This is a genomic window from Jannaschia sp. M317 (genome assembly GCF_025141175.1).
Taxonomy (GTDB): Bacteria; Pseudomonadota; Alphaproteobacteria; order Rhodobacterales; family Rhodobacteraceae; genus Jannaschia.
Map to the genome: position 1 here is coordinate 60426 of NZ_CP081156.1, position 12615 is coordinate 73040.

General features: G+C 68.0%; 5 protein-coding genes. 1 reads left to right on the forward strand and 4 read right to left on the reverse strand.

Annotation, left to right across the window (positions count from 1 at the left end):
- Position 1: 1 nt before the first annotated feature.
- A complete protein-coding gene (locus K3551_RS18320; protein ID WP_259919779.1) occupies positions 2 to 2224 on the reverse strand; it encodes a glycoside hydrolase family 99-like domain-containing protein in 2223 nt (740 codons plus the stop codon).
- Between the two features lie 244 nt (positions 2225 to 2468).
- Positions 2469 to 8981, reverse strand: a complete 6513-nt coding sequence (locus tag K3551_RS18325; RefSeq protein WP_311199799.1) for a hypothetical protein — start codon at positions 8979 to 8981, stop codon at positions 2469 to 2471.
- Between the two features lie 298 nt (positions 8982 to 9279).
- Between K3551_RS18325 and K3551_RS19980 the strand changes: the two genes are divergently transcribed.
- A complete protein-coding gene (locus tag K3551_RS19980; protein WP_311199800.1) occupies positions 9280 to 10770 on the forward strand; it encodes a M10 family metallopeptidase C-terminal domain-containing protein in 1491 nt (496 codons plus the stop codon).
- Between the two features lie 9 nt (positions 10771 to 10779).
- Here K3551_RS19980 and K3551_RS18345 read toward each other — a convergent pair whose 3' ends face one another.
- Both K3551_RS18345 and K3551_RS18350 read right to left on the reverse strand, forming a co-directional pair.
- Positions 10780 to 12006 (reverse strand): calcium-binding protein, encoded by a 1227-nt coding sequence (locus K3551_RS18345; RefSeq protein WP_259919780.1) that lies wholly within the window; start codon positions 12004 to 12006, stop codon positions 10780 to 10782.
- Positions 12007 to 12074: 68 nt separating this feature from the next.
- A complete protein-coding gene (locus K3551_RS18350) occupies positions 12075 to 12605 on the reverse strand; it encodes a hypothetical protein (RefSeq protein WP_259919781.1) in 531 nt (176 codons plus the stop codon).
- Positions 12606 to 12615: the final 10 nt, after the last annotated feature.

Sequence of the window (12615 nt, forward strand, 5' to 3'; positions counted from 1 at the left end):
GTCAGCCCGCTTTCGCTTCGAGTGTCGCCTGAGGGGCTTCGGGATCCGCCAGATGATCCGTCAGCACCCGCAAGTACAGGTCCCCATATTGGATCGACGGTTCCAGCACGGCCTTTTCGGCCCATTCGTTCCAGGCATTCAGGAACAACTCGCCCCGGTAGGACCCTTCCAGCCGCTGGTTGCGGATCGCCATCAGCCACCGCGAGAAGCTGGCCGGATTGGCCCCATAGGCCATGTGCGCATCCAAGTGGCGGCGGGCGCTGTTGTCCCAGCTGGGCATGGCGCCGGCGATGGTGTTTTCAGGCAGGCCCTTTACGTAGGCGTCGCTGGTGGTGGTGCCGATGACCGTGTTGTAGTTGTAGATCAGCCCCTTGAAGCCGCCGTGGACCTCTCGGCCCAGCAGGTTCCCCTGGGGGCCGCCGAACAGGTAGGCGTCGATGGTGACGGCGCCATGGGGCGGCATCTCGACCCAGAAATCGAAGGCATCGTCGTCGACCGGGCTTTCGCCCTCGATGTGGAACCGCACGGCACCCAGCTCGACCTCGCCGATGCCCTCGTCGCGGAAGGCGGCGCGCAGGCGGTCAACCGATCCGTTGGGGTCGGGCATGTCCTCGGGGCGATAGATGACGAACCGCGGCCGCGTGCCGTCGGGGCGCATGTAACGGGGGTCGCGCATGTAGGGGGCGGTGTCATGGGCCAGCTTGGCCTCGAAGCCGTCCTCGTAGCTTTGCGGCATCAGCACCGTGCCCGACAGCCCGTCCCAGTTGCGCCGCCAGCTTTCGTTGGCCCAGCACAGATAGAAGGGGAAATCGATCTCGGGCCGGTCCATCAGCTTGTCGATCGGCGTCTCCAGGATGCGGCGGCCGTCGAACCAGTAGTGATAGACGCAAAAGGCATCGATGCCCGCGTCCCGCGCCAGCGCGGCCTGATCGCCCATCACCTCGGTGGCGCGCAGATCGTAGAACCCCAGATCGGCAGGCAGGAGCGGTTGGGTATGGCCCGCAAACAGCGACTGCGCCCCCACCGTGCCGCGCCATTCGGTGAACCCCTTGCCCCACCAGGCATCGTTTTCGGGGGTGGGATGGAACTGCGGCAGGTAGAAGGCCGACACAAAGGCGGGGGTGGGCGCGGGCACGTAGGGCTCGGCCTCGGCCAATTGCGTGGTCTGGACCACGCGGTGGCCTGCGGCATCGGCCAGGAACCCCATGGTGCGTTCCAGCGCATGGGCCAGCGTGCCGTCGACCTGGGCCGTCTCGGGGTCGAACTGCCCCTCGTTGAGCTTCAGCGCCTTGAGCATGCCGACCATCAACGGCTTCAGCCAATAGATGGACCCGGCGGGGAACGACAGCCGCGAGCCGTCGATCTCGATCTCCAGGCGGCGCAGCAGGTGGCGCGTGATCTCCAGGTTGGAGCCCCACCACTTGGTGTCGTCGAAATGCTGACCATCGGCGACCCAGAAGGCGGCCTCCTCGTCCGTCAGGAAGGTCTCCAGCAGGTCTTCCAATCCCTCGTCGGGGAGGATGCCGCCGGTCAGATGTTTGCGCCACAGGTCGCCGTCCTCGCGGTGCGGGGACTTCTTGGTGTGCAGCTTGCAGACCGCCTCGTAGCCGTCCAGCGCCCCGGCGTTGACCAGGGTGAGGAAGGGCAGGATATCGCGGCCCCGGTTGGCCACCGGCACCACCGTGGCCCGCGGGAAGCGGTCGCGGATCTCTTCGGCCAGCGCCTCGGTCTCCGCGCCGCGATAGGTCAGCGTGACATAGAGATCGTAGTCGATCGGCAGCGCCTCGAAGCGGGTGGCGAATTCGTCCCAGAGATCGGGGTAATAGATATGCAGCACCACGGCAAAGCGGGCGCGGGCGCGGGTCGGGTCGATGCGCAGCTTGGGCGTCATGACCTCGGGCAGCTCCTCGACCTTCGGAAGCTCCTTGTGGACCCGATCCTCCTTGTGGCCCGCTGCGGCCCAATGGTGGAACGGCGACATGCCGATCGCCTCGACGTCGGGATTGTAGCGCAGATAGGCCGAGGGCGAGAAATCGGGGTTCGGACGATAGCCGCGCGCCTCGCCGTAGACGATGTAATGGCGCAGCGGCACCTTGTGGAACCAGGGATGAATCGCCGGATAGGCCCCTGCATAATAGACCGGATCGAACAGGCCCGAAGCCTCGGCATCTGCCAGATAACGCCGCTCCTGCGGGGTTAGAAACAACACACGAACAAACCGCATCAGGCGTGTCCACGAACCGTTCGAGGTAGAAGATGTCATGTTGGGGCAATCCAGAATTTTGCGTCGCCTTATCAAGGCCCCGTCCTTTAGGCAAATGTTCGGATGCACGGCAGGGCCGACCTCGGGCTGTGGCGGCCCGGTCAAGGCCCGCAACCCGACGGGGAACCGGGCCCTGGCCCCGAACCGGTATCCCCGTCGGAAACGGGAACGCGGGCGCGATGTCGTCGCGCCCGCGTCTGTGGGATCAGGTCAGGATGTTGAAGGTTTCCTGACCCAGTTGCAGGCGGATTGCGTCCTCTCCGGCCCCGTCGACCAGCGCCCAGAGGATCTGACCGGTCGGGCGGAAGATGATGAAGGCCTCCTCCACGTCGTCGGCCCCGGCCCCCACCGTGGTGGTGGTGTTGACCTGGAACTGATCGCGGGTCACCCGGCCGCCATATTGCAGCACGTCGCCCTGGGCCGCGGTGTAGTCCTGGATCCAGTCCGAGCCGTGGTCGGCAATGCCCAGGTGGAAGAACCGGTCCGCGCCCTCCCCGCCATTGACCCGGTCCGAGCCGAAGCCGCCGTTGATGTAATCGGCGCCGTTGCCGCCGAAGATCACATCGCCGAAGGCCGCACCGGTCAGAACGTCGTCGCCGTCGCCGCCCAGCACCTCATCGGCGCCGAAGCCACCGGCGATGGTATCATCGCCCGCATCCCCGTTGAGCAGGTCGTTGCCGTAGCCGCCCTCGATGCTGTCGTCGCCCGCGCCGCCGTAGACGATGTCGCGCAGGTCCGCTTCGCTGTCGCCGCCGAAGATGAAGTCATCGCCGTCGCCGCCGTTGAGCGTGTCGGTGCCGTCGCCGCCGTTGAGCGTATCGCTGCCTTCCCGGCCCAGCAAGCGGTCGTTGCCGCCCAGGCCCGACAGGTTGTCGTTGCCCACACCGCCGCGAAGGGTGTTGTCGGAGCCGTCGCCCAGCAGGGTGAGCGAGCCTTGCGCCACCTCGGGCGAGGCGTCGCTGCGCAGCACCTCCCGCGTGCCCTGCTCGTCGGTATAGCTTACCTCCAGCGTGATGGTGGCCCCGACATCCGCCGCCTTTTGGGTATAGGTGATCTCGTCTGCCCCGGCGATGGCCTGACCGTCACGCAGCCAGCTGTAGCTGAACGATCCCAGCCCGTCAGCATCCTCCAGCGAGGTGGCGTCGCCGGTCAGCGTCTCGCCCTCGACCGCGGCCCCGGTAAAGCGGACCGTGCCCGTGGGCGCATCGTTGAGGTTGGAGATCGGGCCCGTCCGTGTCGACAGAACCGTCTCGGCGGTGCCGAGCTGGTCGGTATAGCTCAGCTGGACGGTGATCAGGCTGCCCGCATCTTCCTGGGTCAGCAGGTAGCTGTCGGTGGTGGCCCCGGCCAGAGCCTCGCCGTCGCGCAGCCACTGATAGGCGAAGGTGCCCAGCCCATCCTCGTCGGCGATGGCCGAGGCGTCGGCGGTCAGGGTGCTGTCCTCGACCGTGGTGCCGGTCACCGCAAGGATGCCGGTGGGCCGGTCGTTGAGGTTTTCAACATCGCCGGTGGCGGTGCTGCGGATGGCGTTGCCGCCCACGGTGGCCTGGACCGAGATGTTGGACCCGACATCGTCCTGGGTCAGCAGGTAGCTGTCGGCGGTGGCACCAGAGATGGTGCGCCCGTCGCGCAGCCATTGATAGGTGACCGTCCCGGCGCTGGTGCCGAACAGATCCACCAGGCCCGACATCTCGGCCATGAGGGTCGCATCCTCGACCGCGGCGCCGCTGACGGCCACGGCGGGCGAGGGAGCCCCGGTGCCGGTCACGCCCGCCAGGGTCACCTGGGTGCCATCGGCCAGCGAAATCACCCGGTTGCCGTTGGCATCCGTGGTCTCGGTGGTGGTGGCCCCGCCCGCGACCGAGATGATGTCGCGGCCGAACTCGAAGTCCTCGATCACGTCGCGCCCGCCGCCTGCGGCCAGCACGAAGTGGTCGATGCCGGTGCCCCCTTCGAGGCGGTCGTTGCCCGAGCCGCCGTTGAGGGTGTCATCGCCCGCACCGCCGCGGATGGTATCGCTGCCCGATCCGCCCGACAGATTGTCGTCGCCCCCCAGGCCCAGGACGATGTCGTTGCCGCCCTGTCCGTTCAGGGTGTCGTCGGCATCGGTGCCATAGGTCGAGTTGTTCTCGCTCGTCTCGCCCAGCCGCGCAAAGACCGCGCGCTGGCCGATGGCCGCGACCAGGTCGGCATGGGACCAGATTTCGCCGTCGCCAAAGATCACCTGCTCGATGGTGCTGGTGGATCCGGCCGCATGGGACCCGGCCAGGGTGATCGCATCGCCATAGCCAAAGTCGAGCTGGATGTTCGCGCCCTGCAGGCGGACGTTGGCGTTGACCGACCGGTAGCCCTCGATCAGGACGCGGTCCGTGCCGGAGCCGCCCAGGTCGTTGACCGCATCGATGCCGAAGCCGCCGCCGAAACGGTAGGTGTCGCCCCCCTGACCGCCGGACAGGACGTCGTTGCCGGCCCCGCCCTCGATGGTGTCGGCCCCGTCGTAGCCAAACAGCTGGTTCGCGCCGTCGGTGCCGATCAGACGGTCGTCATGGTCGGAGCCGTGGGCCTGCTCGATCGAGATCAGCCTGTCCACATAGCCGCGCCCGTCCAGCGCGATTCCCGTGGTCAGATCCACGTCCACGGCCATTGTCGCATCGCGGTAGCGGACCAGATCGACCCCGCTGCCACCGTTGAGCGTGTCGGTCCCGTCCTGGCCGCGCAGCTGGTCGTTGCCCGACCCGCCCGACAGGCTGTCATTGCCGTCGCCGCCCAACAGGATGTCGTTGCCGCCCGCGCCCGACAGGGTGTCGGCCCCGGCAAAGCCGAAGAGTTCGTTGTCGGAGGCGTTGCCCGTGATCTGGTCGCCGAAGTCCGAGCCGTGCACGTTCTCCAGTTCCGACAGGCGGTCGGTGCCGCCCATGCCGTCCTGCGCCGTGCCCGCCGTCAGGTCGACGTCGACCCCGCGCAACGCATCCAGGTAACGCACCAGGTCCGTGCCGGAGTTGCCGTTGATCGTATCGTCGCCGGCCCCGCCCCAGATCTCGTCGTTGCCGCCGCCCCCCGAGAGGCTGTCGTTTTCGTTGCCACCCAGCAGCACGTCGTCGCCGTTGCCGCCGTTGATCGTGTCGTTGCCATCAAAGCCGAACAGGCGGTTGGCCCCGGCGTTGCCGGTGATCGCATCGCCATGGTCGGAGCCGTGCAGCCGTTCGATCGAGATCAGGCTGTCGGTTCCGCCCGATCCGTCGCGCACGGTGCCGGCCCCCAGGTCGGCCACGATGCCGCGGGCATCGGTGCGATACCGCACCAGGTCGTCGCCGCTGGCCCCGTCGAGCGTGTCGTCGCCCGCCTCGCCCCAGAGTTCGTCATCGCCGCTGGACCCGACCACGGTGTCGTTGCCATCGCCGCCCAGCAGGGTATCGCCCCCGCCTGCGCCGACCAGCAGGTCGTTGCCGCCAAAGCCCGAAAGCTGGTTGGCCTCGGCGTCGCCGGTGATGGTGTCGCCGAAGGCCGAGCCGTGCACGCCCTCGATCGAGATCAGCGTGTCCTGGCCGCCTTGGCCATCGGCGGCGCGCCCGGTGCCCAGGTTGACGTTCACGCCCGCGTCCGCATCCAGATAGCGCGCAAGGTCCTGACCGGCCCCGCCGTCAAGCGTGTCGCCCCCGGCCTCGCCGCGCAGGGCGTCGTTGCCTGCCCCGCCTTCCAGCAGGTCGTTGCCGTCGCCGCCCAGCAGCGTATCGGCCCCCGAGCCGCCCGAGATCTGGTCGTTGCCGCCAAAGCCGAACAGCTGGTTCGCCTCCAGGTTGCCGCGCAGGGTGTCGCCATGGCCCGAGCCATGCACGTTCTCGATGTTCGTCAGCGTGTCGATCGTGCCGTGCCCGTCGACCGCCTGGCCGCCGATCAGGTTGACGTTCACGCCCGCCGCCGCGTTCAGGTAGCGCGCCACGTCGGTGCCCGCGCCGCCGTCGAGCGTATCCGCCCCGGCCTCGCCGCGCAGTTCGTCGTTGCCGGCGCCGGCGCGGATCACGTCGTTGCCCGCCCCGCCCAGCAGCACGTCGTCGCCTGCCCCCGCAGAGATCGTGTCGTTGCCGCCGTAGCCGAAGATCTGGTTGGCCCCGGCGTTGCCGACCACCAGGTCGCCATGATCCGAGCCGTGCAGGTTCTCGATCGAGATCAGCTGGTCGGTCCCGCCCGACCCGTCCTCGACGGTGCCGGCCACCAGGTTGGCGTTGATGCCGCGGGCATCGTCGCGGTAGCGCGCCACGTCGGTGCCGACGCCGCCATCGATGATGTCGTTGCCGTCGCCGCCCCAGATTTCATCGTCGCCGGCATCGCCGCGCAGGGTGTCGTTGCCTTCGTGGCCCAGGATGACGTCGTCGCCGCCGCCGCCGCGCACGGTGTCGTTGCCCGCAAAGGCAAAGACCCGGTTGTCGGCGTTGTCGGCCACCACGGTGTCGTTCTTGGTGGTGGTGAAGACGCCTTCGATGTTCTTGAGCCGGTCGGTGTTGCCGTAACCGTCGGTGGCGATGCCGGTGATCAGGTTGACGTTCACCGCCTCGTTGCCGCCGTGCATGGTGTCGTCGTCGTAATGCACCCGGTCAAAGCCCGCGCCGCCGTCGATGACGTCGTTGCCGCCCAGCATCCAGAAGCCGTTGTCCTCGTCCGAGCCGATGACGATGTCGGCGTAGCGGGTGCCGCGGATCTGGTCGATGTTGATCAGCGTGTCGGTAAAGCCGAAGGTGTCGGTCGCCACGCCGGTGGCCAGGTTGACCGTGGCCCCGTGGGTGCCGAATTCCTGCCGACCCAGTTCATAGTTGAACTGACCGAAGATGACCTCGTCGTCGTAGACGATGGTGTCGCCGGTGCCGGTGCCGCCGTCGATGGTGTCGTTGCCCTGGTGGCCCACGTACCATTCCAGCTCATCGTGGATGACCAGGCCGCCGGTCAGCATATCGTCATACGCCGAGCCGCCCAGTTCCAGGAAGTGCAGCGCCCCGGTCCAGTCGACCCGCAACCCGTTGGCCGTGGTCGCGATGCCGTCCTTGAGGCTGACGGTCAGCGCGGCATCCACCTCAAAGACGATGTGGTGGCCAAAGCGCGTGCCCTCGGACCCGGTGCCGGTGATGGTCTTGGTGCCATTGCCGTTGATGACGACCGTGTCGCGCGCATCAAAGGTGGTGGTGCCCACCCGGATCACGTCGTCGCCCGCCCCGGTATAGATCAGGTTGTCGCCGTCGCGCCCGTCGATGGTGTCGTTGCCATCGCGCCCGAACAGCCGGTCGCCGTCCACATCGGTGCCCAGCAGCACGTCGTTCTGGTCGGTGCCGAAGACGTGCTCCACGTCGATCAACCGGTCGTTGTTGCCAAAGCTGTCGGTGGCGGTGCCCGCGCGCAGGTCGACGTTGACGCCCTGGGTGCCGGTTTCCAGGAAGTAGGCGACCTGGTCGAGGCCGTCGCCGCCGTTGATGGTGTCGTTGCCGGCCCCGCCGACCAGCGTGTCGCGCCCGTCGCGTCCGTTGATCGTGTCATTGCCGCCGCGCCCGAACAGGCGGTCGTCCTCGGAAGAGCCCAGCAGCGTGTCGGCCCGGTCGGTGCCAAGCGCGCGGTCCACGCCGATCAGCTGGTCGGTGTCGCCAAAGGTGTCGGTCGCGGTGCCCGCGCCCAGATCGACGCTGACGCCCCGGGTGCCGGTTTCCAGGAAATAGGCGACCTGGTCGTCGCCCACGCCGCCGGTGATGGTGTCGCGGCCGGCCCCGCCGATCAGCGTGTCGTTGCCGCCGCGCCCGTCGATGATGTCGTTGCCGCCGCGTCCGAACAGAAGGTCGTCGCCGGAATTGGCGCCGCGCAGGGTGTCGGCCCGTTCCGTGCCCAGCACGCGGTCGATGTTCTGCAGGGTGTCGGTGCCGCCAAAGCTGTCGACGGCGGTGCCCGCGTCGAGGTCCACGCGCACGCCCTGGGTGCCGGTTTCCAGGAAATAGGCGATCTGGTCGTCGCCGCCGCCGCCATTGAACGTGTCGTTGCCGGCCCCGCCGATCAGCGTGTCGTTGCCGCCCAGGCCGTCGATGATGTCATTGCCGCCGCGCCCGAACAGCAGGTTGCCGGCGGCGTCGCCGCGCAGGGTGTCGGCCCGTTCCGTGCCCAGCACGCGGTCGATGTTCTGCAGCGTGTCGAGGGTGCCGAAGGTGTCGATCGCCGTCCCGCTCGTCAGGTTGACGTTCACACCCCGTGTGCCGGTTTCCAGGAAATACGCGATCTGGTCGTCGCCGGTGCCACCGTTGAGCGTATCCGCCCCCTGGCCGCCGATCAGCGTGTCGTCGCCGCCGCGCCCGTTGAGGATGTCGTTGCCGCCGCGCCCGAACAACAGGTCGCCCAGCGTGCTGTGCCCCAGCAGCGTGTCATTGTTGTTGGAGCCGTAGATCTGTTCGATCCCGAAGAGCGTGTCGGTATTGCCGAAGGTGTCGAGGATGGTGCCTGCCTGCAGGTCGGCCCGGATGCCCAGGGTTCCGGTCTCGCGGTAATAGAGCACGCGGTCGGCCGTGCCGCTGCCGCCTTCGATGCGATCGGTGCCCGCGCCGCCCACGAAGACGTCATTGCCTGGTCCGCCGCGCAGAATGTCATTACCGGAATGTCCGGTCAGCGTGTCGTCGCCGCCCAGCCCTTCGATGGTGTCGTTGCCCGCACTGCCAAACAGATCGTTGGCGCCCGAATCTCCGGTGATGTTCATTGGATGTACCCTTTGTTGCCCTCGGTCCCTCGGGGCGTCAGTCTCGTCTCATTGCGGCATCAAGGCCGATTGTGGCGATCTTCGGAACAGATCGTTCTTTTTTCAGGTGATTATCCGATTTTCATCTGATTTCGGATGCCAATTTGTTCTCAAGTTTCAGAGAATGCGGATTACGTCCGAAGTCGTTGCAAATTTATCGGTTTGCCCCGCCATCGCCGTGTTTTCAGACCAAGTGCGTCGCCAGTGAAACACCGTGCCCCTTCAGCTTCTGCTGCACACCGAATGCCGGAGTGCACAGATGCCGTCCCTGATCCTGCAAGACACCATCGCCGACACCGATACCTTTGCCTTTTCAACGGTTTCTGTTCTGGTGCCCGTGGTTTCAGGTGGCCTGGTCCAGGTTCTGGCAGGCGGCAGCGCGACCGGCACGCTCAGCACCCTGACCCTGCAGGGGGGGCGGGACATGGCCCTGGCCCAGCAGCAGACCCGGGCCGCCGGCGGCGGCTTTTCGGAGGGGCTGTCGGTGGAGATGGGAAATGCGACCTATTTGCTGAGTTTTGACACCTTCGCCCGTGCACCCCGCATTCAGGACATCTCCGACCCGGCGGCGCCTGGCACCATGACGGCCCTGCGCACCGTGTCGGGGCAGGTGGCCCAGGTCGGCCAGATGATCGAGATCCAGACGGCGGGTGGTGACTATCTGATCGGCACCGGTTTCGCCGGGCGGGGCCTGACCAGCTACAGCCTGCAGGCCGGCGGACAGGGGCCGCAGCTGGCGGGCGTGCAGGCCCTGGCCCCGCCGGTGAAATCCGACGGCCTGGGGATCACCGATCTGGACACCATCCAGGTGGGGGCCACCGATTTCCTGTTGGGCATCACACCGGGCACCCTGTGCAGTTGGCGCGTCGATGCCGACGGCCGGATGACGCTGGTCGACAGCATCGCCGGGCACGAGGGGCTCTGGACTTCGGGGATGGCGGATCTGGCCACGTTGGAGGTGGGCGGCCAGTCCTTCGTCGTCGTGGCCTCCTGGGAAAGCGACAGCCTGTCGACGGTGCGCATCAACCCGATGGGCGTGTTCTTTCCTGCCGACATCCTGCACGACACCCGCGACACCCGCTTTGGCGGGGCCTCGGCGGTGGAAACCTTCGAACATCGTGGCCGCGATTTCCTGGTCGCGGCGGGCGACGATCAGGGCGTGGCCCTGCTGGAGGTGCTGCCCGGCGGCAAGATCCACCACCACCAGAGCCTGGAGCAGGGGCTGGACTGGAACTTCGGCGCGGTCGCGGCCCTGGCCGTCACCCTGGTCGGCGACGAGGCGCAGATCCTGATCACCGGCAGTGCGCGGGGCGGTATCGCCCAACTGGTCGTCGACCTGGACACCATCGGCGCGCGCCAGATCGGCGGGGCCGCCGACAACACCCTGACCGGCGGGGCGGCGGGCGACCTGCTGATCGGGGGGGCGGGCGACGATGTGCTGTCGGGGGGCGCGGGCGACGACCTGTTGCTGGCGGGCACCGGGTCCGACACGCTGGACGGCGGCGCGGGCGCGGATGTCTTCGTCTTCGAGGCCGACGGCCAGAGCGACCGCATCGACGGCTTCGAGCAGGGCGTGGACCGCATCGACCTGTCGGGCTGGGGCCGGATCCACGGCATCGAGGCGCTGACGCTGCGCGGCACCGGCAACGGCGGCGTCATCCGCTGGGGCGACGAGGAAATCCGCGTCTTCGGCACCGAACGCGGCTGGATCGCCCCCGATAGCTGGACCGAGGACGATTTCCTGTTCTGACGGGCGGGGCTACATCAGCTCGAAGGTGACGGTCTCGCCCTGATCCTCGAAGGGCAGGCGCAGGACGATCCGGTCGCTGTCGAAATCGGCGGCGAAGGTGAACAGCGTCACCGCGTCGCCGTTGGGCAGCAGGCGGACCAGTTCCTCGGGGCGGAATTCGGGCCCCGCCCCCCCCGGGCGCAGGACGGTCAGCCCGCGCACTTCGAAATCGGCGGCGGTGAAGAATTGCCCGTCGACCACCAGCACGTCGCCCTCGGCGGCGTCGTAGTCCATCACCCGGGTCTCGCCGCCGCGCACCCCGGTCGAGAAGAAGCGATCCGCCCCGTCCCCGCCCCAGGCCCGGTCCGAGCCCTGGATGCCGCCGAAGATGAAATCGTCGCCCGCGCCCCCGAACAGCAGGTCGTTCCCGGTGCCGCCCGACAGGGTGTCGCTGCCCTCCTGACCGGCCAGGGTGTCGTTCCGGGCCCCGCCGGAGATCAGGTCGTCGCCCTCCATCCCCATCAGGAAGTCGCGCCCCCGCTCTCCCTCGCTCGGGTCCAGGGCGTCGCCGGTGATCGTGTCGTTGCCCGCGCCGGCAAAGACGCGGTCATCCCCGCCGCCGCCGCCGATGCTGTCGTCGCCCGCGCCGCCCAGGATCGTGTCGCGTCCGTCCCCGCCGCTGAGCCGGTCGTCGCCGTCGCCGCCGTCAAGGCTGTCGTCGCCGTCGCCGCCGCCCAGGGTGTCGCCCCCCACGTCCCCGGTGATCGTGTCGTTGCCGTCCTGTCCCTCGATGGCGTCGGCACCTTCGCCGCCCGACAGGTCGTCGTTGCCGCGGGCCCCCAGGATCGTGTCGTTGCCCGCGTCGCCCGTGACGGTGTCGTGGCCACTGTCGCCGTCCAGGGAGTCGTCGCCGTCGCCGCCCGCAATGCTGTCGCTGCCGCTGCCGCCCGTCACGGTGTCGTCGCCTGCGCCGCCGTCGATGGTGTCGGTCCCGCGCCCACCTTCGATGCTGTCGTCGCCCGCGCCGCCCTCCAGCAGGTCGGCCCCGCTGTTGCCGGTGATCGTGTCGTCGCCGTCCAGCCCGCGCAGGGTGTCGTCGAACAGCCCGCCCTCCAGCAGGTCGGCCCCCGCGCCCCCGTCGAGGGTCACCGGCGTGCGCTCGATGTCGATGTCGAAATTGACGATCTGGTCCAGTTCCTCCTGCGACAGCCCATCGAGCCCTTCGGTCAGGGCGGACAACAGCTCCGCCGTCTCCACCGCCGTTTCGGGATCGAAGTTCTGGACGCCGAACTGCAGGATGGATTGGGTTTCGCCGGGGGCGAGGGTCAGGCGAAGGTATAGGCGATGTTATCGCCGGATCTCGTGGCCGTGGCGGGGGCCAGGCCGCCGCCATTGCCGAAGACATGGGCCACCGCCGGATCCCCGCGATTGGGCACGTCGTCGGTGACGATCCAGACATCCTCGGGCGAGAACAGCTGATCGCCGTCGGAGGTGTCGATGATGTTCGTGTTGCTGTCGGAGCCGAGGTTGGTGCGCATCTGGTAGGTGTAGGTCACGGCGATGTCGCCGGTGTTGGTGACACTGTCGAGGAAGCGTGCGAAGCCCGCGTCGTCGGGGACATAGATCTTGCGCGTGATCTCGATGCCCGGGGCACCGGTGCCGGTGAAGGGGCCGATGGCCAGTTCGCGATCGTCGTCCTCGCCCTCGGCGGTGTTGAAGCCACCGTTCGCCGTCCCCAGTCGGAACCCGCCGTCGAAGGCGTCGTTGCTACCGTTGCTGATAACTCCGTTCGTCCGGATGTCCCAGATGAATCCGTTGCCATCAAACAGGGTGGTTCTGAGCGGAATAGTGGTCATGGGGATCTCC